16 protein-coding genes are annotated in these 22,059 nt (G+C 64.7%); 8 read left to right on the plus strand and 8 right to left on the minus strand.

Annotated features, from left to right (window positions below; translation table 11 throughout):
* Positions 1-9: 9 nt before the first annotated feature.
* Positions 10-1,554, plus strand: coding sequence for a nitrilase-related carbon-nitrogen hydrolase (locus ACK4TE_RS03190; RefSeq protein WP_409910033.1), 1,545 nt, complete (start codon positions 10-12; stop codon positions 1,552-1,554).
* 1 nt (position 1,555) lies between these two features.
* On the opposite strand, the gene ACK4TE_RS03195 is transcribed toward ACK4TE_RS03190, so the two are convergent.
* From ACK4TE_RS03195 to ACK4TE_RS03205, 3 genes are read right to left on the minus strand one after another with little or no spacing between them, the layout of a single operon-like run.
* Positions 1,556-1,849, minus strand: a complete 294-nt coding sequence (locus tag ACK4TE_RS03195; protein ID WP_409910034.1) for a 4a-hydroxytetrahydrobiopterin dehydratase — start codon at positions 1,847-1,849, stop codon at positions 1,556-1,558.
* A 2-nt stretch (positions 1,850-1,851) separates the two neighbouring features.
* Positions 1,852-2,442 (minus strand): hypothetical protein, encoded by a 591-nt coding sequence (locus ACK4TE_RS03200; RefSeq protein ID WP_409910035.1) that lies wholly within the window; start codon positions 2,440-2,442, stop codon positions 1,852-1,854.
* On the minus strand, positions 2,429-3,079 hold the full coding sequence (locus ACK4TE_RS03205) for an HAD-IA family hydrolase (protein WP_409910036.1): 651 nt from the start codon (positions 3,077-3,079) through the stop codon (positions 2,429-2,431). Before ACK4TE_RS03205 ends, ACK4TE_RS03200 begins: the two co-directional genes overlap by 14 nt.
* A gap of 117 nt (positions 3,080-3,196) precedes the next feature.
* Here ACK4TE_RS03205 and ACK4TE_RS03210 point away from each other — a divergent pair, with 117 nt between their 5' ends.
* A complete protein-coding gene (locus ACK4TE_RS03210) occupies positions 3,197-4,114 on the plus strand; it encodes an SDR family NAD(P)-dependent oxidoreductase (RefSeq protein ID WP_409910037.1) in 918 nt (305 codons plus the stop codon).
* 25 nt (positions 4,115-4,139) lie between these two features.
* Here ACK4TE_RS03210 and mtgA read toward each other — a convergent pair whose 3' ends face one another.
* Positions 4,140-5,189 carry a monofunctional biosynthetic peptidoglycan transglycosylase gene (gene mtgA, locus ACK4TE_RS03215; protein WP_409910038.1) on the minus strand — a complete coding sequence of 350 codons (1,050 nt, stop codon included), beginning with the start codon at positions 5,187-5,189 and terminating at the stop codon, positions 4,140-4,142.
* Positions 5,186-6,310, minus strand: a complete 1,125-nt coding sequence (queG, locus tag ACK4TE_RS03220) for a tRNA epoxyqueuosine(34) reductase QueG (protein ID WP_409910039.1) — start codon at positions 6,308-6,310, stop codon at positions 5,186-5,188. Before queG ends, mtgA begins: the two co-directional genes overlap by 4 nt.
* 120 nt (positions 6,311-6,430) lie before the next feature.
* Here queG and ACK4TE_RS03225 point away from each other — a divergent pair, with 120 nt between their 5' ends.
* Positions 6,431-9,124, plus strand: a complete 2,694-nt coding sequence (locus ACK4TE_RS03225) for a M1 family metallopeptidase (protein ID WP_409910040.1) — start codon at positions 6,431-6,433, stop codon at positions 9,122-9,124.
* Between the two features lie 3 nt (positions 9,125-9,127).
* Here the strand turns inward: ACK4TE_RS03225 and ACK4TE_RS03230 are convergent, their stop codons facing one another.
* The 3 genes from ACK4TE_RS03230 to ACK4TE_RS03240 form a co-directional block, all read right to left on the minus strand.
* A complete protein-coding gene (locus tag ACK4TE_RS03230) occupies positions 9,128-9,601 on the minus strand; it encodes a hypothetical protein (protein WP_409910041.1) in 474 nt (157 codons plus the stop codon).
* Between the two features lie 68 nt (positions 9,602-9,669).
* Positions 9,670-14,391: an NAD-glutamate dehydrogenase gene (locus ACK4TE_RS03235; protein WP_409910042.1), complete on the minus strand. Its 4,722-nt coding sequence runs from the start codon at positions 14,389-14,391 to the stop codon at positions 9,670-9,672.
* Positions 14,392-14,769: 378 nt separating this feature from the next.
* Entirely contained in the window at positions 14,770-15,894 is a 1,125-nt protein-coding gene (locus tag ACK4TE_RS03240) for an AI-2E family transporter (protein ID WP_409910043.1), read from the minus strand.
* A gap of 151 nt (positions 15,895-16,045) precedes the next feature.
* Between ACK4TE_RS03240 and ACK4TE_RS03245 the strand changes: the two genes are divergently transcribed.
* From ACK4TE_RS03245 to ACK4TE_RS03265, 5 genes are all read left to right on the plus strand, one after another.
* Complete coding sequence (locus ACK4TE_RS03245; protein ID WP_409910044.1) at positions 16,046-17,572, plus strand: helicase HerA-like domain-containing protein; 1,527 nt, start codon at positions 16,046-16,048, stop codon at positions 17,570-17,572.
* Between the two features lie 5 nt (positions 17,573-17,577).
* Positions 17,578-17,775 (plus strand): hypothetical protein, encoded by a 198-nt coding sequence (locus ACK4TE_RS03250; RefSeq protein ID WP_409910045.1) that lies wholly within the window; start codon positions 17,578-17,580, stop codon positions 17,773-17,775.
* Positions 17,776-17,880: 105 nt separating this feature from the next.
* Positions 17,881-19,311, plus strand: a complete 1,431-nt coding sequence (locus tag ACK4TE_RS03255) for an aldehyde dehydrogenase family protein (protein ID WP_409910046.1) — start codon at positions 17,881-17,883, stop codon at positions 19,309-19,311.
* A gap of 742 nt (positions 19,312-20,053) precedes the next feature.
* Complete coding sequence (locus ACK4TE_RS03260) at positions 20,054-20,638, plus strand: CC0125/CC1285 family lipoprotein (protein WP_409910047.1); 585 nt, start codon at positions 20,054-20,056, stop codon at positions 20,636-20,638.
* Positions 20,639-20,779: 141 nt separating this feature from the next.
* The gene (locus tag ACK4TE_RS03265) at positions 20,780-22,027 is read left to right on the plus strand and encodes a multidrug effflux MFS transporter (protein WP_409910048.1); all 1,248 of its coding nucleotides are present in this window, start codon (positions 20,780-20,782) and stop codon (positions 22,025-22,027) included.
* Positions 22,028-22,059: the final 32 nt, after the last annotated feature.

Raw genomic sequence — 22,059 nt, forward strand, 5'->3', positions numbered from 1 at the left:
GGGAACACCATGACCGCTTCAAAATCCAAACTTGTCATCCGTAATGCCCTCCCCCGGGACATTGCCGCGCTCCTGCCGCTCTATGAGAAGATGTACGGGGTGGGTCTTGGCTATACGTCCGATCAGATTGCCGGGCAGATCAACCGCTTTCCGGAAGGCCAGTTCGTCGCGGAATTCGAAGGGCGGGTGGTCGGCCACTGCGTCACCTTCGTCATCGCCTCGGACGTGGCGATGGCCCCGCACACCTGGAACGAGATTACCGGCGGCGGCTTTGCGGCCCGGCATGATCCGGACGGCGACATGCTCTACGGCATGGATGTTCTGGTCGATGCAGACTTCCGCCGGCTCCGGATCGGGCAGCGTTTCTACCAGATCCGCCAGGAGCTCTGCGAACGCCTCGGCCTCAAAGGCATAATGTTCGGCGGCCGCATCCCCGGCTATCACCGGCACGCGAAACAATATCCCGACCCGGCAGATTATGTGCAGGCCGTCAGGGAGTCCAGGCTGCGCGATCCGGTTCTCTCCTTCCAGCTCCGGCAAGGCTTTGAACTCGTTGGTGTACTGAAGAACTATATGGCAGAGGATCTCGAGTCCGGCACCCATGCCACGCAGATGCTGTGGCGCAATCCGGTCGCCCAGGACAAGATCAAGGCAAAACCGAGCTTTGGCGATACCGCCCTGCCCGAGCGGGTGCGTGTCGCCACCGTGCAATTCCAGATGCGCAAGATCAGCGCGATCGATGATTTCGAGCAGCAGGTCGAATACTTCGTCGACATCGCCTCCGACTACCGCGCAGACTTTGTCGTCTTCCCGGAACTCTTCACGCTCCAGCTTCTCTCGCTCGAGAGCAAACCGCTGGGTCCGGTCGAGGCGATCCAGAAGATTTCGGAATACACGCCGCGCTTCATTGCCTTCATGGAAAAGCTGGCTGTCGCCTACAACATCAACATCATCGGCGGCTCGCACCCGTCGATGATGGCGGACGGCGACATCCACAATGTCGCCTATGTCTTCCTTCGGGACGGGTCTGTCCACACGCAGGAAAAGCTGCACCCTACCCCGTCAGAACGCAGCTGGTGGAACATCAAGGGCGGCGAAGGCAACCATGTCATCCAGACCGATTGCGGCCCGATCGGCGTGATGATCTGCTATGACAGCGAATTCCCGGAAGTCGCCCGCCACCTGGTCGATCAGGGCGCGCTGATGCTGTTTGTGCCCTTCTGCACGGATGAGCGGCGCGGGTATCTCCGTGTACGGTATTGCAGCCAGGCGCGCGCGGTCGAAAACCAGTGCTATGTCATCCTCTCCGGCGTCGTCGGCAACCTGCCGAATGTCGAGAACATGGACATCCACTATGCCGAAAGCTGTATCCTCACGCCCTCGGACTTTCCCTTCTCCCGGGACGGCGTCGCCGCCGATACCGCGCCGAATACCGAAACGGTGGCGCTTGCAGACCTTTCCTTGTCCGACCTGCTGACGGCCCGCCAGTCCGGCGCCGTCCAGAATCTCAAGGATCGCCGCTTCGATCTTTACCGCGTGGCGTGGAAGAAATAGCTCAGCCCAGCCGCGCCGCCAGCTGGTCCATGAAGCCGGCGAGTTCGAGGTCCTTCTGCGTCACGCCGTCTGCATCATGCGTCGTCAGGATCACCTCGACGCGGTTATACACATTGAACCATTCCGGATGATGATCCATCTGCTCGGCCTTCAGGGCCACGCCGGACATGAAAGCGAAGGCTGATTTGAAATCGGTAAACTTGTAAGTCTTGGCAATCGCGTCGCGCTCGCCCTCGGCCGTCTTCCAGCCCTTCAGCGCTTTCAGCGCCGCATCGGCTCCGATCCTTGCGCCCATGCTCACTCCTCCCCATCCTGTCCGAGTACGAAGTAAATCCATGTCCCATCCTCGGCAATGGCCGTGCGCATGCCGGGATAGCCTTCACCTGCACGAATGCGCGCGATGCCATCCTCGCGGATCAGGTCTTCCAGACGCCGCCGGTCCTTGAAGGACAGCTTCTCCGGAATGAGATCGGCCGCATCCATCGCTGCAAGGTCCGGCCACACATACCAGCGCTGGCCATCAATCTCGCGCACACCGACCGGCTGCTCGAACAGGTCGCGCAGCTTGCGGTTCGGATCAACGCCGGTACGCCGCAACAGATCCCAGAATTGCTGATGATCCTGCCCGCCGACATTCGACCGGAACTCCGGATTGCGCGCCGCGATGTTCGCAAGCCCGCGCAGCGATCCCTTCCCCGCCTCGCGCAGCAGCTCATCGCGTGTGCGTTCTGCCGCAACACTCACCTCCACCGGCTGCGGCGCTTGCGGCGGCTGGGCGAGGCGCTCATCCGGAACCGGCGGCAAGGTCAGAACAACTTCCGGCTCTGCCTGCGAACACGCGGCAGCGATCAGTCCGGCAAGAATGAGGGCAAGACTAGCGGAGCGCATAGCCGGTCACGGCTTCCAGATCGGCGAGCAATTGTTCCTCGCCGGTCACCTTGATCGTCGCCATCCCCATATCGCGCGCCGGTTTCAGGTTGATGCCGAGATCATCGATATACACGCACGCCTTCGGGTCCACATCCAGCGCCTCGCACATCAGCGCATAGATGCGCGGGTCCGGCTTACGGATGCCGAGCTTCGAGCTTTCGATCAGATGATCGAACATGTCGAACACAGCCGCGAGCTCCGCCGCCTTCCTGTCATCCTGCGTCATCGACGCGCCTTTGCCGACCGGCGCGTTGTTGGTGATGCAGCCGACCTTGCCATGGCCCTTGCACACCTTCAGCGCATTCACGACGCGCGGGCGCAGGCTGCCTGACAGAAGCGCAAGGATATCGCGCCCCGGCACATCATGCCCCAGCGCCACCGCTTCGGCGCGGAACATCTGGTCAAACGTCTCCGCGTCCACTTCGCTGCGCTCCAGCTTCGCCCAGGCATTCTCCAGCGGATTGAGAGAATTGACCGTGCGGATGAAATCGACCGGCAGGCCCTTCTCGGCCTCATAGCGGTTGAAGGCTTCGAACGGCGAGGAGGTGAACACCCCGCCAAAATCCCAGATGATGGCTTGAAACGTGCGTGACATGAGGCGCTGACTAGCCGCTCAGGCGCGGCATTTCAAACCCTGATTTTCCCCGACGGCGCCCTTGCGGGCTGCGCCTGCAACGATACTGTCCCGGCTCGAGACATTTCGGAGGAAAACATGGGCCTGCTCAGCGGAAAAGTCGTTCTGGTCACCGGCGGCGGCAACGGCATCGGCAAGGAATGCGCGCTGCTGGCGGCGCGTCAGGGCGCGAAGGTTCTGGTCAACGATCTCGGCGGCGGCCTGAAGGGCGGCGACGAAGGCGATGCCGGCCCGGCCGAAACGGTCGCCGCTGAAATCCGCGCCGCCGGCGGCGAAGCCGCCTCGAACTCCGAGAGCGTTACCAACTACAGCGCCGTCTCGGGCATGGTGACGCAGGCCCTTGACACGTTCGGCCGCCTCGACGCCATCATCAATCCCGCCGGCATCCTGCGCGACGGCATGTTCCACAAGATGTCCGAAGCCGACTGGAAAGCCGTCATCGATGTTCATCTGCACGGCTCGTTCAACGTCGCGCGCGCTGCGGTCGAATACTTCCGCGAGAAGGAGCATGGCAACTATGTCTTCTTCACCTCCACCTCCGGCCTGATCGGGAATATCGGTCAGGCCAACTATGCCGCCGCCAAGCTCGGCATCGTCGGCCTCTCCCGCATCCTCGCGATGGAAGGCGCCGCAAAGAAGATCCGCTCCAACGTCATCGCACCGTTTGCATGGACACGGATGATTGCCTCGATCCCGGTGAAAGACGAAGCCAGCGCCCAGCGTGTCGAGCGGATGAAGAACGGCATGCGCGCCGATCAGGTCGCCCAGCTTGCCGTGGCGCTCTGCGCCGACACGGCGGCAAATGTCAGTGGGCAGATCTTCGGCGTGCGCGGCAACGAAGTTGTCCTGTTCGACCAGCCCCGCCCGGTCAAATCCCTCGCCCGCCTCGAAGGCTGGACGCCGGAATCCCTGATCGAACACTGCTTCCCCGCTATGAGCCCCGACTTCACCGATCTCGGCGCCACGGCGAGCGTCTTCCCTTACGATCCGGTCTAGTCCACGCCTGTCAGCGCCCGAAGCGCTACTGCGGCGTGATCACCGTCGGCCCGCCTTCATCCTCCGCTGGGGGCGGCACCTCCGTGATCGGCACTTCCTCCGCAGGCGGAGCTTCCGCCTGCGCCTCACCTTCAACGTCCACCTCTGGCTCCGCATCCGGCCGGCTGAACACTTCTTCCGCAGCATCAAGGATCGGGTCCGGTTCGCCTGCAACGGGCTCGGGCACCGTTTCCAATGCCTCTTCGCCCGTCTCCGGTGCTTCCGGCAGGTCTTCGAATACCGGCGCGGGGCGCGGCGCTTCGCCCGGCTCCGGCTTCGGCACCGTCACGCGGAACTCGTCGCCCAGAACGCAGGCCGCATAGCCCTCATTCGCCACCACGCGCATCCGGCCCTGAATCGAACCTGCACGCTTGCGGACATACGGCCCCGGGTTCACCGCACGCCATTTGTTCGGGGACGGAAGAACTGCCGCCAGCAATGCGGCCTCGCGCGCCGTCAGATCAGCGGCGGATTTTCCGAACCGCGCCTGCGCCGCCGCTTCCGCGCCGAACAATCCGTCGCCCCATTCGGCAACGTTGAGATACATCTCCATGATCCGGCGCTTGCCCCACACAGCCTCGATCACATAGGTCATCCAGGCTTCACCGGCCTTGCGCGGCATGCCGCCGCCATTCCAAAAGAACACGTTCTTGGCCGTCTGCTGGCTGATGGTCGACCCGCCCCGGCGATTGCGATCCGGATTTTTCCGGTTCCATTCGCGCGCCTTCTCGACCGCGTCCCAGTCGATGCCGCCATGATTGCAGAACTGCGCATCTTCCGCCGCGATCACCGCCAGCACGAGCTGCGGCGATACCTTCTCGATCGGCACCCAGTCCCGGCGTACATCCTGCCCCTGCCCCGCGCGCTGCGACATCAGGATCGTGCCCGGCGCCGGCAGTATGGTCAGCGCCAGTGCATAGAGATGGAACGCCGCGAACACCGCCGCGCCTGCCTGCACGGCGCCCACTGCGATGCGCCGCCACAGCGGCACCTCCCGCTTCGGCTTCGGTTGTGTTTCCCCGATGACGTCCGTCATGCCCCGAGATCCCATTCTTCCTGCACGCTGGTATCCTGCTCCGCGTCCCGGCGCAGCGCCTTTTCTGCAGCAAACCGGGCAGTATCAAGGCGCGCCAGCGCCCAGACCGCCGCCCCGCGCACAACCGGCGCTTCATCCTGCAACAGCGGCAACAGGCTGGTCGCCAGCTCCGGCTGGCCCGAATTGCCAATGGCGAGGCAAACATTGCGCACAAACCGGGCGCGTCCGGATCGCTTGATGGGAGAGCCGGAAAACACTTCCCGGAATGCCGCGTCGCTCAGCGCCGCCAGCTCATCCAACCCCGGCGTCTTCAGCTCCGCCCGCGCAAACAGCGCCGCCTCCGACGCCGCCGAGGCAAACTTGTTCCACGGGCAGGCCGCCAGGCAATCATCGCAGCCATAGATCCGGTTGCCCATCGCGGCGCGAAACTCTCTCGGCACCGGCCCGGCATGCTCAATGGTAAGATACGAAATGCACCGCCGCGCATCCAGCTGGTAGGGCGCCGGGAAAGCATCCGTCGGGCAGATGTCGAGACAGGCCCGGCAACTGCCGCAATGATCCGTCTCCGGAACATCCGGCGCCAGTTCTGCCGAAGTCAGAACGCTGCCAAGAAAAAACCAGCTGCCCAGTTCCCGGCTCACAAGGTTCGTATGCTTGCCCTGCCAGCCCAGCCCCGCCCGCCCGGCCAGCGGCTTCTCCATCAGCGGTGCGGTGTCCACAAACACCTTCACCTCCGCGCCCGTCACCTCAGCCACATCGCCCGCCAGCTGTTTCAGCTTCGACTTGACGAGGTCGTGATAGTCCCGTCCCCGCGCATAGACGGAAATATTCCCCTGTTCGCGCCGCTCCAGCGTCTCCAGCGGATTGTGATCCGGCCCGTAATTCATCGCCACAACCAGCGCCGAACGCGCCTCAGGCCACATCGCGGTCGGCGCGCTGCGCCGCGCCAGCGTCGTCTCCATCCAGCCCATCTCGCCGTGCCGGCCCTCGGCCACGAACTCCGCCAGCCGCGCGCCCGCCTCCCAGGCCTCATCGGCGCGGGCAATGCCAGCTGCATCAAACCCCAGCGCGCGGGCGCGGCGTTTCAGCACGGCTTCGGGAGTGTCATGTTCCTGTGACATTACCGCGAGAGATACCAGTCCGGAGTGCCCCTTGGAACGGCGCTGTGTGTGCGAGGTTTTCGCAGCGCCCAGCCTGTGCTTTGGGAGGCACAGATCTGCTGCCCCTGCATGGAGCCCGCCATGGTCCGTTTCCGCCTCGCCGCCTTGCTGATCGGCGCCGCCCTCACCGCCTGCGGCGCACCTTCCGGCGTCGATACTGCCCCGGTCAAGCAGCTGGAGGCGCCCGGCGGAAAGCTGCCCGAAGGCGTCACCCCGACAGTCTACCGGCTGGACCTCAGGACAGACCCCTCCGCACCGGGCTTCAGCGGCGAGGTCGAGATCGACGTCACCCTCGACAAGGCCCACGCACGCATCTGGCTGCATGCTCTCGGCCCGGACATCCTCACCGCTTTCGCCCGCCTGCCGGATGGCCGCGAAGTGCCTGCCAGCTTCACTGGCGACCAGGCCGAAGGCGGCGTCGGTTATCTCGATTTCGACACGCCCCTGCCCGCCGGCACCGCCACGTTGGTGATGAGCTATGAGGCGCCCTACAATTTCGGCCTCGCCGGCCTCTACAAGGTCACGCAGGGCGGCCGCGACTATCTCGCCACACAGATGGAAGCCATCGATGCGCGCCGCATGGTACCCTCGTTTGACGAGCCGCGCTTCAAGACCCCCTGGGTGCTCACCGTCACCGCACCGGAAGGCCTGAAGGTTGTCGCCAACGGCATCCACCTCGCTGCCGAACCCGCCGGGGAAGGCTTCGAGCGCCACGTCTTCGCCCCCACCCGTCCGATCCAGTCCTACCTCCTCGCCCTCGTGGTCGGCCCGTATGATGAAAGCGAACTCGTCTGGATCGATTACCAGTCCGGCCTGCGCCCCGCACACATCCCGCTGCGCGGCTTTGCCGCCGCCGGCAAGGGCGACAAGCTCGCCGATGCCCTCGCCATCACCAGCGACATGCTGCTCTGGCAGGAAGAGTATTTCGCCGCAGCCTATCCCTATGGCAAACTCGACCTCATCGCCGCTCCGGATTTTGCCTACGGCGCCATGGAGAATGCCGGCGCCATCATCTACCGCGAAGGCGCCCTGCTGATCGACGAGCGCACCTCGCTCACCCAGCGCCGCAGCATCTACTCCACGCACGCCCACGAACTCGCCCACCAATGGTTCGGCAATCTCGTCACGCCCGCCTGGTGGGATGATATCTGGCTGAACGAAGCCTTCGCCACCTGGATGGCGAACAAGACGATGGCCGCCATCGATCCCGGCGGCGAATGGCCACTGGCCCGCATCGCCGGCGGCCTCGGCGCGATGGGCAATGACAGCCTGCAATCTGCCCGCCAGGTGCGCAACCCCGTCCTCACCAATGGCGACATCAACGACGCCTTCGACAGCATCACCTACCAGAAGGGCGGAAGCGTCCTGTCTATGTTCGAGACCTATCTCGGCGAGGACCGCTTCCGCGAAGGCATCCGCGTACATATGCGCCGCTTCGCTGACGGCGTGGCCGATGTCGATGATTTCATGGAAAGCCTCGAGCAGGGCTCGGGCGATACCGGCGTCACCGCCAGCTTCCGAACCTTCATCCTGCAGCCGGGCATCCCGATGCTCGACATCTCCGTCAGCTGCGAGGGTGGCAAGGGCGAAATGACTGTCGCCCAGAGCCGCTATGCCCCGCTCGGCTCCGAGATCGAGCGCACCGCAACGCTCTGGCAGGTGCCGTTTGCGGCCCGCGCCGTCAGCGGAAATGACAGTACACTGATCACGAAGATGCTGACCGCGCGGGAAGAAACCCTCCCTGTCGGCGCCTGCCCGGACTATGTGATGCCGAATGCCGGCGGCACCGGCTACTGGCGCTTCGCGCTGGACGAGGCATCCGCGGAAAAGCTTTCCGCCAACTACACATCCCTCAGTGCCGGCGAGCAGATGGTGTTTGTCGATGCGCTGACTTCCGGCTACAATGCCGGCTCGGTCAGCCCCGCCGCCCTGCTCTCCGGCCTCGAGGCCTCCGTGCACGGATCACCCGCCGCTATCAGCCTCAGCTTCGGCTTCCTGCGCGCCGCCCATGCCCGCCTCGATTCAGGCAGCCAGAAGAGCCTGTCCGCCTGGACCGAGCGCACCTATGGTCCGCTCGCCCGCCGCCTGCAGTCCGCGAACCCCGCCAGTCTCAGCGTACAGGAAACGCTGCTGCGCGAATCCCTGCCCGCGCTGCTGCTCGATATCGGCAACCAGCCTGCGGCCCGCGAGGCCCTCGCCCGGCGCGCCGAGGCCTATATCGGCTATCGCCAGGGCGCGAACCCGAACTCCCTGCAGGCGCACGAGATCAGCAACGCCTTCGGCATCGCCGCCGAAGAACGCGGCTGGACCTTCATTGAGCCTGCCCTCGCCTATGCGCTCGCCTCGCAGAACCAGACCGAACGCGGCGCCATACTGCGGGCCCTCGTGGCGCGCGCCGAACCGCGCATCGCCGCCGAACTCGTCAGCGGCGCGGCCACGACATTGCCGGTCAGCCCGTCGGAACTTTACACCATGCTCGGCGGCGGCTTCGCCAACACCCGCGCCGTGAACGAGGTCTGGACGGCGTTCCAGCAGAACTTTGACGCGATAATCGAAAAGCTGCCGGAAGTGCGCAAGCAGCAGGTCGCTGCATTCGCCGGATCACTCTGCTCGGCGTCCGGGGCCGCAGAAGCCAAGGCCTTCTTCGAAAGCAAGGCGGCGATGATCCCGGGCTATGAGCGCAAGCTCGCGCAGGGGATCGAGCAGGCGCAGCTCTGCGCCGCGCAGGTCGAGAAACGTATTCCGGAACTCGCCGCAACGCTCGCCGCGCGCTGAGCGTCAGCGGCGCGCCGCGCAGGCCGTCTCCAGCGCCGCCACATCGGCGAGCCAGCCTTCGGCACGTTCGGTGGTCTGGAATGGAATCATGTGGCTGCCGGCGCGGTTCGGTGTCTCGTCCAGACTTCCTGTCTGGATGCAGTCGCTGCCATCCGTACAGCTGTAGCGGACTTGAAAGCCGCCATTCCCTGCAGCTTCGACGCCGTGGTGCTGCACCTCGCCCAGCGGCAGGCGCGCGAGGCCCCAGACATTGTTGCGGCCATGACCGTGGACGAGTTCGCTGCAGTCGCCACCCACATGATGGTAGAACCAAAGCTCGCGGCCGGTATTGTTCCATTTTATCGATGGCGCCACTTGCGGCTCTGCCTCCGCAGGCACTGTCCCGGCCGGAGCGGCATCGAAGCTGTCTGCCTGCGGTGAGAGCACGCAGGCGGAACTCAACAATACGGCCACAGCCGGGAACAGGATCTTCCGCATACGTCCCCCTGCTTCAGATACGAGGCAGATTTCCGCCCCGGCCCTGAACGCTGTCTGAACAAACCGCATCAGCGGCCCATGAACTGGCGCACCGCGTCGGTCGATAGCGCGAACTTGGCGAACGACCAGGACCGGTCCTTGGTCAGCGCCGACAGGGTCGAGAGTAGCTGCCGGCGCGCGTCGCCGCGTTCCTCGATCCAGGCTTCCGCGCCGCCCTTCGCCAGCGCGTCACCCGTCGCCGAGGCCTGCAGCCGCACAAGCTCGGCAATCAGGCGCCGGCCCGCCACACGGTCCCAGTAAGGCGCATGCATCAACCCTTCGCGCGCCGAGGCGCGCAGCCGGTCAAGCCGCAGCGCATCGCCGATGGCATAGAAGGCGGCGCCCGCCTCCGGCACTTTCTTCTTCGTCTCGCGGGCGACATCGACGATCACGAGGCCCTGCGCAAAATATGCCATCGCCGCCGCCCAGTGCGCCAGCGCTTCGGGCGCACCGCGCTTGATGAAGCCGCGCGCTTCCCGCTCGATGCGCGAGGCCGGGAAAGCAGACTGCACCTGAGCCAGGCTCGCTTTCAACTCGTTCAGCGGGCCATGGGTGGCCTTCACGGCATCCCCGACTTTCGCGCCCGGCATGGCACGCAGGAACCAGGCTGCGGCTTCGCTCGCCGCGTGCACGGCTTCCAGTTGCAGCGCCGTCTGCAGGTCTGCCGGCGCCGTGTTGTCGAGCGCGAACACTTCCTTGCGGAAACCGGCAAGGTCGAGCACGGCGCGGGCTGCCTCCACCGCGCGCACCGCCTCGGCCGGCGCCGCCCCGGTCAGCTCGCGTAGGCGCAGGAGTGCCACCGGCCCGCCGAAATCAAGCGTCCGGTTTGCCACCACCGTTGCAATGATCTCGCGCTTCAGCCGGTGGCCTTTCATCGCCTTGTCGAACCCGTCGATGGGTGAGGGGAAATATCCCTTCAGCACCGGCTCGAACCACGGATCATCCGGCAGGTCGGAGGCGATCAGGTCATCGAACAGCACGATCTTCGACCAGGCGAGCAGTACGGCCAGCTCGGGCCGAGTCAGCGGCTGGCCCTGCTCATGCCGCTTCTGCATGTCTGCCGTGGACGGAAGACCTTCCAGCGCCCGGTTCAGCACGCCGCGCTCTTCGAGGTAGACCATCAGTCGCTCCAGCGCGTCATGGTCTTCCAGCGCCGTCGTGCTCGCCAGTGTCAGGGCATTCGTCTGATCATAATTATGCGCCAGCACAAGGCGGCCGACATCATCTGTCATCTGCGCCAGCATGGCATTGCGGTCGCCTTCCTTCAGGTCGCCCAGGCGGATCGCTTCGGCGGCGAGGATCTTGATATTCACTTCGTGGTCGGACGAATCCACACCGGCCGAGTTGTCGATGGCATCGGTATTCAGCCGCCCGCCCGCCAGCGCGAACTCGATCCGCCCCGCCTGCGTCATGCCGAGATTTGCCCCCTCCCCGATCACCTTCGCCTTTAGGTCGCGGCCATTCACCCGGATCGCATCATTCGCCCGGTCACCGACTTCCGTATTGGCTTCCGATGCCGCCTTCACATAGGTGCCGATGCCGCCAAACCAGAGCAGGTCGCATTCGGATTTCAGCAGTGCATTCAGAAGCTCATCGGGCGTCACCGCATCCTTCGACAGGCCCGTCATCGCCTTCACTTCCGGCGACAGCGGAATCGATTTGGCCGAGCGGGCAAAGACGCCGCCGCCTTTCGAGATCAGCTTCGTGTCATAGTCCGCCCAGGTCGAGCGCGGCAGGTCGAACATGCGCTGGCGCTCGGCGAGGTTCTTCTTCGCATCGCCCGGATTCGGGTCGAGGAAGATGTGCATGTGGTTGAACGCCGCGATCATCCGGATTTCCGGCGACAGCAGCATGCCATTGCCGAACACGTCGCCCGACATGTCGCCGACGCCGATCACCGTGAACGGCTCGGTCTGGATATCCTTGCCCAGCTCCCGGAAGTGGCGCTTCACCGCCTCCCATCCGCCGCGCGCGGTGATGCCCATCTTCTTGTGGTCATAGCCCGCAGACCCGCCGGAGGCGAACGCATCGCCCAGCCAGTGGCCTTTCTCGAGGCTGATCGCATTGGCGGTGTCAGAGAAGGTCGCCGTGCCCTTGTCGGCGGCGACGACGAGATACGGGTCTTCCCCGTCCCACACTACGGTGTTCGCCGGCGGCACCACCTTGCCCTTCACCAGATTGTCGGTGAGGCCGAGCAGCGCCGTGATAAACTCCTTGTACGCATCGCGTCCTGTTTCGAACCATGCCGGATCAGAGCGCTCCGGCAATTGCTTCGGATAGAACCCGCCCTTCGAGCCCACCGGAACGATCACCGCATTCTTCACCTGCTGCGCCTTTACGAGGCCCAGCACTTCGGTGCGATAATCCGACGGCCGGTCCGACCAGCGCAGGCCGCCGCGCGCCACCGGCCCGAAGCGCAGGTGCACACCCTCCACCTTCGGGCTCGACATGAATATCTCGCGGAAGGGCTTCGGCTCCGGCAGGTCCGCCAGTTCCCGGCTCGCCACCTTGAAACTGATCCAGGCCCGCGTCTCGTCATTCTCGTCAATCTGGTAGAAGTTCGTGCGCTGCACGGCGCCGACAAGCGCGAACAGCCGGCGCAGCACAAGGTCATCCGTCAGGCTGACGACATCCTTCATCACCTCTTCGAACTGCGCCTCCAGCGCCGCGCCGGCCTTCTTGCGCGCCTCCAGCGTCTTGTGCGCCTGCGGATCAAACCGCGCTGCGAAATAGTCGAGGATCAGCCGTGTCGCTGCCGGATAGCGCGCCAGCGCGGCCTCCTGCACATCCTGCGGCTGGTCCATGCCGCTCTGCCGGCGATAAGCCGCCAGCGCGCGGATCAGCGCCGCCTCGCGCCAGCCTGTTCCGGCAACCAGAACCAGCTTGTTGAACCCGTCATTCTCCGCCTTGCCGCTCCACACAGCGACAAACGCTTCTTCCAGCGCGCGGGCAATCTGGTCGAGGTCCAGCGCCGAGCCATCGGCCGTACGCATGTAGAGTGCATGTACCCAGTAGGTGTCCGGCGCATCGGCCACCGGCTTCACCGGCGGACGAACCGGATAGCCCGTCTCGAAATTCACGAAGAAGCCGAGATTCTCGAATACCGGCACACAGCGCGACAGCGCAATCGCCCCGTCCCGCGCATAGATCTTGACGCGCACAGTCTCGGGCTTGTCCGCATGCTGACGATACGCGCGCGCCACCACCGGCCGGCCGGCCGAAAGCGGCGCCATGCTCGCCACATCCGTCAGCGCCTCTTCCGGCGTGAACGCTTCGCGGTAGGCCGCATTGAACGCGCCGATAAAGGCCCGTGCCCCTTCCCGGTCGGCGCCGGAAAGTTTCGATTCCATCAGCAGGTCGCGGAAGCCCTGGTCCCATGTCCGGGCCAGTCCCGCAATCCGCGCCTCGATTTCCGCAGAATCCGGCTCCGGATGTCCCGGCACGAGGCCAATCTCGAAATGCACGCGCGCCATCGGGCCGGCATCAAAGTAAGGCTGGAACGAACGCAGTTCGCCCTCATAGGCGTCCGTCAACAAGGCAGCGATTCGCTGACGCAGCGCCGTGTCATACGATTCCCGCGGCACAAACACGAGCGCAGTGACAAACCGGTCAAACTCGTCGCGGCGCAGGAACACTTTCGTCCGTGGCCGGCCGATCAGGTGAAGCGCGCCCATCAGCATCGGCCCGAGGATCGCCGATCGTGTCTGGAACAGTTCGTCGCGCGGCCAGGTCTCGATCAGGTTGGCGAGCGCCTTCTCCGAATGCCCGCCCGGCGCCGCACCGGAGGCCGCCATGATCTTTTGCACCCGCCGGCGCACGAAAGGTATCGTCCGCGCCGTCTCGTCATAGGCTTCCGCCGTGAACAGGCCGAGGAAACGCACCTCGCCGTTCACCCTTCCCTGCGCATCATATTTCTTCACCCCGATATAGTCGCACGGCACCCGGCGGTGCACGCGGCTCGGCAGGGTCGATTTCGCAATGATCAGCGGCGCCGGGTGCGACAGGAATTCGCCGATCTGCTGGTTGATCACCAGCGGCTCGGAATCGCGCGACAGCACATTGAGATTGTCGTCGCGCAGGATGCCGAGATTGGAGCCTTCCACCGTCACCGGCTCGGCCGGCAGAACGCGGCCATCGCTGTCCGTCTCGAAATCATATTCGCGGCTGCCGAGGAACACATAATGCTCCTTCTGCAGCCATTCGAGGAAAGCCACCGCCTCATCCCGTTCGGCCGGATGAATGTGCGTGAGGCCCGACAGCCGCTTCATCTCGGCGCGCATCCGCGCCTTCATTGCGGCATGGTCCGACACCGCCCGGCCGACATCCGCCAGTGTATGGCGCACACCCTCTTCCAGGATTTGCGCTTCCTGCGATGTGATCAGCGAGGTGTGGATCTGGATCACCGAAATCCGGCGCCCGTCTGCCAGTGTCACCACCGGGTGGAACAGGGATTTTACCTCATGGCCCTGCGCGGCGCATTCGTTCAGCAGCGAATCGACAAGGAAAGGCATGTCCGGCCCGGTCGCCTCCAGCAGGCTACGGCTGAGCGGACCCGCCGCGCCGTCCGTATGCGGAGTAATCCGCACCGCCTGCTGCCCGGCAGGCACGGTGGCCGCCCAGTCCCACAGGCGCTTGGCCAGCGCGCGGATATCGGCCTCGGTCAGGCCGGTCAGGTCTTCGCCCGCCGCCTCCTGTAAAATCTGGTCGAGCACCTGGCCTTCAGGGCCGGTGATGGCGGCGGAACGGGTCATGGAAAGACTCACCTAAGGGAAATCGTTTCATCCGGGTCTACTCCCGGGTCCTGAACGCTTCAAGAATCTTGGTGGCCGATGTGATGAAAGAATAGGCACGCCCCGGAAAGGGCCCTGCCGCTTGCGTCAACGGAAGCTGGATTCAGAAACCGGACCCCGAAATGAAGCGGGCCCGCCGGACGGGGACATGTCCAGCGGGCCCTTCAGAAACTTCCGCAGGCTGGGTGGGGGGACGCACGCGGAAGTCTGACCCGTTATATAGAGCGACACACTCGGATTTGAACCCGGATGGTGTCAGCAAAAAAGTTAACAATTCTCCATCGACATGTAGCTTGCCATGCCGGTATGCTGCAAGCCGCGTACAACAAATGGACCGGGTTAGCTACCCCGTGACGCAGATACCGCAACTTCAGACTGCTCTACCTTCCCCCTGGGGTTGCCATCCGAAGACAAAAGCACCGCCATCCAGCGTGTCTGGTCCGATTGGGCCAGCAGGATCATCATCAGCACGGTCAGCGGCGCCGAGAGGAACATGCCCGGGATTCCCCAGATCAGGCCCCAGATTGCAAGCGCCAGCAGCACCACCAGGGCCGACAGGTTGAGCGAATCACCCATCATCCGCGGCTGCACGAAATTGCCGATCGAGAATTGCCAGAAGCTCACGATCACAAAGACGAGAGCGGCATAGATATAAGACGTATCCGGCGCGAAGCCCGGCACCCAGCCCGGCACGGACGGTTGCACCAGGGCAAACAAGGGCGGCACCAGCGCCGCGACAATCGAACCGACGGTCGGAATATAGTTCAGCACAAAGATCAGCGCCGACAGGAACAGCGCGTTCTGCACGCCCAGCGCCAGCAGCGAGACATAGCTGAGCAGCGTGATCAGCGCCGAGATCACCGTCTGCACCCACAGGTATCGCTCGATGCTGAGGCGCGCCTCCTCGCCGATCACACGCACTTGCTCGCGCCGCTCCGGCGTGCGGAAGATCGCGTCGAGCTTGCGCGACCATCCGCCCTGCGCGGCAAACAGGAACGCCACATAGATCAGGATCAGCACCAGGTCTCCCGACAGCCCGCTTACGGCGTTCGCCAGCGTGGCAAAGAATTGCTGGCCCGTCTCGTTCAGTAACAGCTGCGTCAGCGTCGGCGCATTACCGAGCCCCACTGCCCGGTAGGCGTCCGCGATCAGCAGGTTGATCTTGGTCTCGTATTCCTCCGAATGCCGGCCGAACTCGCCAAAGCCATTGGCCAGCAGCGCGATGAACGCCACGAAGCCGCCGGTCACGATCAGGACCGCAATCAGCCGCGCCGCCCGCATGCCGAAGCGCGCCACCTTCGCCCGCTTGCCCGCCGCCTCGATCACAGTCGCGAAGCCTTCGATGATCAGGTACAGGAACACCGCCATGGCAAAGGTCGCGAGAATGTCGCGCCCCAGGTACAGGAAGGCAACGATCACGCCGGTGGCGATGATCCAGGTTCCGACCCTGGCCGAACGTTCCATGCAGATGCGCCTCCAGACGTGCCGCCGCAAACTGGAAGGGCCCGCCCTGCCCGTCAAGCGCAGTCCGTCAGCGGCGCCCACAGCGGGTTTGGCTTGCCGAATCCCGCCAAATCACTAGCCTGCACCCCGATTTCAGAATGAAGGGCCGGACATGGCGGAAACGATCTTTCTTGGCGGGGCAGATGCCAATGGCACCGGCCACCCCGACGCGGCGCAGCAACTGATCCTGAAGGTCGCCAACCGCCACGGCCTCGTCGCCGGCGCCACCGGCACCGGCAAGACCGTCACCCTGCAGGTCATGGCCCAGGCATTCTCCGATGCAGGCGTGCCCGTTTTCGCCGCCGATGTGAAAGGCGACCTGTCCGGTATCTGCATGCCGGGCAGCGACACCCACAAGGCGCATGCCAGCCTCACCGCCCGCGCCCAGCAGATCGGCATGGGCGAGCTGAAATATGAAGGCGCCCCGACCATCTTCTGGGATGTGTTCGGCGAATGCGGCCACCCCATCCGCGCCACCATTTCCGAGATGGGCCCCATCCTCCTCTCGCGCCTGATGGGTCTCACCGATGTGCAGGAAGGCGTGCTCAACATCGCCTTTCAGTATGCGGACGATAATGGCCTCCTGCTGCTCGACCTGAAAGATCTGCGCAAGCTGCTCGTCAGCCTCGGCGACGATACGGTGCGCACCGAAGTCAGCCGCAAGTATGGCAACGTCGCCCCCGCCTCGCTCTCCGCCGTGCAGCGCGAACTCCTCGTTCTCGAGCGCGGCGGCGCCGAACGCTTCTTCGGCGAACCCGCGCTCGAACTCGCCGACTTCATGCGCACCACGCGCGACGGGCGCGGCTACATCAACATTCTCGACGCGCGCAAGCTGATCAATTCGCCGAAGCTCTACTCCACCTTCCTGCTCTGGCTCCTGTCCGAACTCTTCGAGGAACTTCCCGAGATCGGCGACCCCGACAAGCCGCGCCTCGTCTTCTTCTTCGACGAAGCCCACCTGCTCTTCGCCGACGCGCCCCCCGCGCTGATGCAGAAGATAGAACAGGTCGTGCGCCTCATCCGCTCGAAAGGCGTCGGCGTGTATTTCGTCACGCAGAACCCGCGTGACTTGCCGGAATCCGTCCTCGCCCAGCTCGGCAACCGCCTGCAGCACGCCCTGCGCGCCTACACGCCGATGGAGCAGAAAGGCGTGAAAGCCGCCGCCGCCTCCTTCCGCGCCAACCCCGCCTTCAAGACCGAACAGGTGATCACCGAACTCGGCGTCGGCGAAGCCCTCGTCTCCACGCTCGAAGCCAAGGGCGCCCCCGCCATGGTCCAGCGCACGCTGATCCGTCCACCCTCCTCCCGCCTCGGCCCGGCCACCGATCCGGAACGCGCCGAATTGCAGAAGGCAAGCCCCGTCCTCGGCAAGTATGACAAGATGATCGACCGTGAGTCCGCCTACGAGATCCTCTCGAAACGCGAGGAAGCCGCCGCCAAGGAGGCCGAGAAACTCGCGAAGGAACAGGCAAAGGAAAAAGAGGCCGCCGCCAAGGCCAAGGCCAAAGGCAAGACCTCCACGACCCGCTCACGCCGCATGACCGCCAGCGAGCGCGCCGTCAACAATGCCGCCTCGACCGCCAGCCGCGAAGTCGTGCGCTACGTCCTGCGCGGCATCTTCGGCACACGCAAACGGTAACCCTCATGCGCACCCTCCTCCTTGCCGCCACTCTCGCCCTCACCGCCTGCGCCACCGGCCCGGCGGAAAAAGACTGGACCGGCTCGCCCGGCGCCCAGCCCTTCCGCACCGCCGCCGCCGCCTGCAGCCAGACCAGCTACAATATCGAAGCCAACTTCATCACCTGCATGGCCGGGCGCGGCTGGGTGAAGACCAAGAAGTAGGCCCTCGTCCCTTCCCCCAGCGTAACCAGTGGCGAAACCCGCCCGCGTCTCCTATAGTCAAGGCATTCGCCCGAAAACATGAATGCCAAGGGAGGCACGCGGCCCATGAAAGAGTATCTCAAGTTTTATATCGACGGCGCCTGGGTCGACCCGGTCACCCCGCGCAAGCTGGAAGTCGAGAACCCCGCCACGGAAGAAAACTTCGCGGTCATCTCGCTCGGCTCCGCTGCCGATGTCGACAAGGCTGTCGCGGCCGCCAAGCGCGCCTTCCCGTCCTTCTCGCAGACCTCGGTCGAATACCGCGCCGACCTGCTCGACAAGATCGCCGCCGGCATCCAGAAGCGCATGCCGGAACTGGCCAAGGCCATCTCCGACGAGATGGGCGCGCCGATGTGGCTCGCCAATGCCGCGCAGGTGCCCGCCGGCATGGGCCATTTCGCCACCACCGCCGCCATCCTGCGTTCGTACAAATGGGAAGAGCTGAAAGGCACGACCCTGCTGCGCAAGGAGCCGATCGGCGTCTGCGGCTTCATCACGCCGTGGAACTGGCCGCTGAACCAGATTGCCTGCAAGGTCGCCCCGGCCCTCGCCGCCGGCTGCACGATGGTTCTGAAGCCGTCGGAAATCGCCCCGCTCGATGCAATGATCTTCGCCGAAATCCTGCATGAGGCCGGCGTGCCGAAAGGCGTGTTCAACCTCGTCAATGGCGACGGCCCCGGCGTCGGCGCAGTTCTCTCCGCGCACCCGGATGTCGACATGGTGTCCTTCACCGGCTCCACCCGCGCCGGCGTGCTCGTCGCGCAAGCTGCGGCCCCGACCGTCAAGCGCGTCGCGCAGGAACTCGGCGGCAAGAGCCCGAACATCGTGCTGCCAACCGCAGACCTGACAAAGGCCGTCTCCAGCGGCGTGATGTCGATGATGACGAATTCCGGCCAGAGCTGCAACGCGCCGTCCCGCATGTTCGTGCAGAAGGACCAGCACGACGCCGCTGTCGCCATCGCCAAGGCCACCGCCGAGGCCGTGAAAGTCGCGATGCCGGCAGACGCCCCTCCCGGCGCCATCGGCCCGATCTCGAACGGCAACCAGTACCAGAAGGTTCAGGACCTGATCCAGAAAGGCATCGAAGAGGGCGCCACCCTCGTCGCCGGCGGCCCGGGCCGTCCGGAAGGCTTCAACAAGGGCTACTTCGCCCGCCCCACCGTCTTTGCCAATGTGCGCAACGACATGACCATCGCGCGCGAGGAAATCTTCGGCCCTGTGCTGGTGATGATCCCCTACAACACGGTCGATGAAGCCGTGGAGATGGCCAACGACACCGTCTACGGCCTAGCCGGCTACGTCCAGGGCCCGGAGAAGGAAGCGCAGGCCATCGCCAACCGCATCCGCGCCGGCCAGATCCAGGTCAACGGCGCCCGTCCGGACTTCACTGCCCCCTTCGGCGGTTACGGCCAGTCCGGCAACGGCCGCGAATGGGGCGAACACGGCTTCGAGGAATTCCTCGAAGTCAAAGCCGTCATCGGCTACGCCGCCGCCTGATACTCTGCGGTTTCGGAAAACTGGAACGGCAGCCTCACGGCTGCCGTTTCTTTTTATCCGCATACGGATAATGCAAGCGCAACCCCATCCTCCCCCGTTCACGGGGAGACTGCGAGAGACAGGATCACGCCAGTGCATCTTCAAAAGCCCCCTCGCCCCCGGGACGGGGGAGAGGGGTAAATGGAGCCACCGGCGTTGCGTAAATCCGCCTCAGCGCAACACTTTCACCCCGCCCGGTGTAGTCTCCCCCCATCCCCACTGAAGGGACCGGAACCGGTACCGTCCGGTTTTCAGCAGGGAGCTCCCGGACGTGGGGAGGCGGCGGAGGTAACGGCCCGCGTGTCTCTCCAGGGACGTTGATCCAGGCGAGCCGGTGAAAAGCCGGTAGAGAATCCCGACTGGCCCGCCATGCTTCGGCATGGCCGCGTAAGTGGCGGTAAGCGGTCAAGACCTGGCAGCGCCGAAGTCATCCCGAGAACTGCCCGAAACTCCGGGGGCGGTGCGGCGGACGTGTGGTGTCCTCCCGCAAACAACCTTTCCTTCCCGGACGCCCCGCGGCGTCTGCCGCACCCGGTCCCGTTTCGGGACGGCACTTTCTGAAGAACCGGACGGCGACAGCCGGGCCGGATACTGGTGCAACGTGCTGCGCGCCCCGTCACGGGAAAGTGATGCCGCCTGTTGGCTGGCGTTCATCTAGAGATCGGCACATAATGGATGCATGAAACTTCTGGAGGCTGCTGACATGCAACGCCTGACATTTGCCGCTGCCCTTGCCGGGCTCGTTCTTCTCGGCGCCTGCGCCACCGCAACGCCCTATCAGGCGGCCGCCGGCGCCGACCGGGGCTATTCCGAACAGCGGATCGAAGACAACCGGTTCATGGTCCAGTTCTCGGGCAACTCGCTGACCGACCGCAAGACGGTGGAGACCTATCTCCTCTACCGCGCCGCCGAACTGACGAAGGAAAACGGCTTCGACCATTTCCGCGTCGTGCGCCGCGACACGGATGCGCAGACGAAGCTGATCGGATCGCCGGCCGCCTATGATCCGTTCTACGATCACTTCTTCCTCAGCTACCGCTATTTCGGCCCGCGCTCGGCCTATTTCTACGATCCCTACCGGCGCTACTATCCGGGTCCGGCCTATTATTCGCGCTTCGGCTATTACGATCCCTTCTGGGGCGGCCCGCCGGATTATCGCGAGTCGACCCGCTATATCGCCTCTGCGGAGATCGTTATGGGCAAAGGTCCGAAGCCGGACGATGTCGCCTATTTCGATGCCAGCCAGGTGATCTTCAATCTCACCGGCACGATCCAGCGCCCAGAATAGCTGCGCCCTGCGTCCTGTCCGGAAACCTCGCGGGCAACACCCGCGGGGTTTTTCATGTGACCTATGACATTCCCGCACTAGGCAAGCCTGCCTCATGGGTTCAGAAGGCCGCCTTCGACCGTTTCCCATAAAGCCCGCCTGATGCCCGACAGCGACCCATCCCCCGCCCGCCTGCACGCGCCGCCCACAGGGCTGCGCCGGGCGGAGCTTGTCGGCATGGTTGCCGGCCTGATGACGCTGAACGCGATGGCGATCGACATCATGCTGCCCGCACTTTCGGAGATCGCGGCCACCACCGGCCTCTCGGCCGAAGGCGGCGACAACCGCCAGCAGCTGATCATCTTCGCCTATGTCCTCGGCTTCGGCGCACCGCAGCTGATCTGGGGTCCGGTGACCGACCGATTCGGCCGCCGCGCGCCGCTCTTCATCGGCCTCGTCGGCTATATCGCGATGTCCCTGCTCTGCGTGTTCATGCACGATTTCTGGGGCCTGCTCGCCGCGCGCTTCCTGCAGGGCGTCTTCGCCTCCGGCGCCCGCACCGTCGGCAGCGCGGTCGTGCGCGATATCTTCGCAGGCCGCGCCATGGCGAGCTTCATGTCGCTGGTGATGACCATCTTCATGATCGTGCCGATCATTGCGCCCGCGCTCGGCCAGCTGATCCTCACCTTCGCGCCCTGGGAGGCGATCTTCGTCTGGCTCGCCATCTGGGGCGCGCTGATGTTCGCCTGGACATGGTTCCGCCTGCCTGAAACCCTGCCGCCGCAGGCGCGCATGCCGATCGATCTCGCAAGCGTCAGCCGCGCCTATCTCGCGGTCGTGCGCACACCTGTCAGCCTCGGCTACATGGCCGCGTCCGGCTTCATCTTCGGCGCAATGTTCGCCTTCATCGCCTCCTCGGAGCAGGTCTTCCGCCAGGTATTCAACAAGGGCGACAGCTTCGCCCTCTGGTTCGCCGTGATCGCCGGCATGCTGGCGGTGGCGAACTTCACCAACTCGCGCCTCGTCGAGAAGATCGGCATGCGCCGCATCAGCCATACGGCCCTGATCGTGTTCACCGCCATCTCGGCCGGCCTCGCCCTGTTCTCCGCATTCGCCGGCGAGAACTTCGTCCTGTTCATGCCCCTCTTCGCCGTCGCCTTCGGCTGTTTCGGCATGATGGGCGCGAACTTCTCCGCCCTCGCGCTTGAGCCGCTCGGCCGCATCGCCGGCACGGCCTCGGCAGCCTATGGGTTTGCCTCGACGTTGCTCTCCAGCCTGCTCGGCCTTGCTATCGGGGCGAGCTTCAACGGCACCACTGCGCCCCTGATGGCCGGCTTCGCCCTGCTCGGCGCAGTCTCTCTGGTGATTGTGCTGATCACCGAAAAAGGCCGCCTCTTCAGCCGCCACTAGGCAGCCCGTGACGCGGCCGCAGCGCTGCGCTA

The sequence above is a fragment of the Hyphomonas sp. genome (assembly GCF_046313975.1).
Lineage (GTDB): Bacteria > Pseudomonadota > Alphaproteobacteria > Caulobacterales > Hyphomonadaceae > Hyphomonas.

Coding starts and splice junctions, on each gene's coding strand:
- ACK4TE_RS03210 (WP_409910037.1), top strand. CDS start 3,197: ATGGGCCTGCTCAGCGGAAAAGTCGTTCTGGTCACCGGCGGCGGCAAC.
- ACK4TE_RS03260 (WP_409910047.1), top strand. CDS start 20,054: ATGCAACGCCTGACATTTGCCGCTGCCCTTGCCGGGCTCGTTCTTCTC.
- ACK4TE_RS03250 (WP_409910045.1), top strand. CDS start 17,578: ATGCGCACCCTCCTCCTTGCCGCCACTCTCGCCCTCACCGCCTGCGCC.
- ACK4TE_RS03190 (WP_409910033.1), top strand. CDS start 10: ATGACCGCTTCAAAATCCAAACTTGTCATCCGTAATGCCCTCCCCCGG.
- ACK4TE_RS03235 (WP_409910042.1), bottom strand. CDS start 14,391: ATGACCCGTTCCGCCGCCATCACCGGCCCTGAAGGCCAGGTGCTCGAC.
- ACK4TE_RS03245 (WP_409910044.1), top strand. CDS start 16,046: ATGGCGGAAACGATCTTTCTTGGCGGGGCAGATGCCAATGGCACCGGC.
- ACK4TE_RS03195 (WP_409910034.1), bottom strand. CDS start 1,849: ATGGGCGCAAGGATCGGAGCCGATGCGGCGCTGAAAGCGCTGAAGGGC.
- ACK4TE_RS03230 (WP_409910041.1), bottom strand. CDS start 9,601: ATGCGGAAGATCCTGTTCCCGGCTGTGGCCGTATTGTTGAGTTCCGCC.
- ACK4TE_RS03240 (WP_409910043.1), bottom strand. CDS start 15,894: ATGGAACGTTCGGCCAGGGTCGGAACCTGGATCATCGCCACCGGCGTG.
- ACK4TE_RS03200 (WP_409910035.1), bottom strand. CDS start 2,442: ATGCGCTCCGCTAGTCTTGCCCTCATTCTTGCCGGACTGATCGCTGCC.
- ACK4TE_RS03265 (WP_409910048.1), top strand. CDS start 20,780: ATGCCCGACAGCGACCCATCCCCCGCCCGCCTGCACGCGCCGCCCACA.
- mtgA (WP_409910038.1), bottom strand. CDS start 5,189: ATGACGGACGTCATCGGGGAAACACAACCGAAGCCGAAGCGGGAGGTG.
- ACK4TE_RS03205 (WP_409910036.1), bottom strand. CDS start 3,079: ATGTCACGCACGTTTCAAGCCATCATCTGGGATTTTGGCGGGGTGTTC.
- ACK4TE_RS03255 (WP_409910046.1), top strand. CDS start 17,881: ATGAAAGAGTATCTCAAGTTTTATATCGACGGCGCCTGGGTCGACCCG.
- ACK4TE_RS03225 (WP_409910040.1), top strand. CDS start 6,431: ATGGTCCGTTTCCGCCTCGCCGCCTTGCTGATCGGCGCCGCCCTCACC.
- queG (WP_409910039.1), bottom strand. CDS start 6,310: ATGTCACAGGAACATGACACTCCCGAAGCCGTGCTGAAACGCCGCGCC.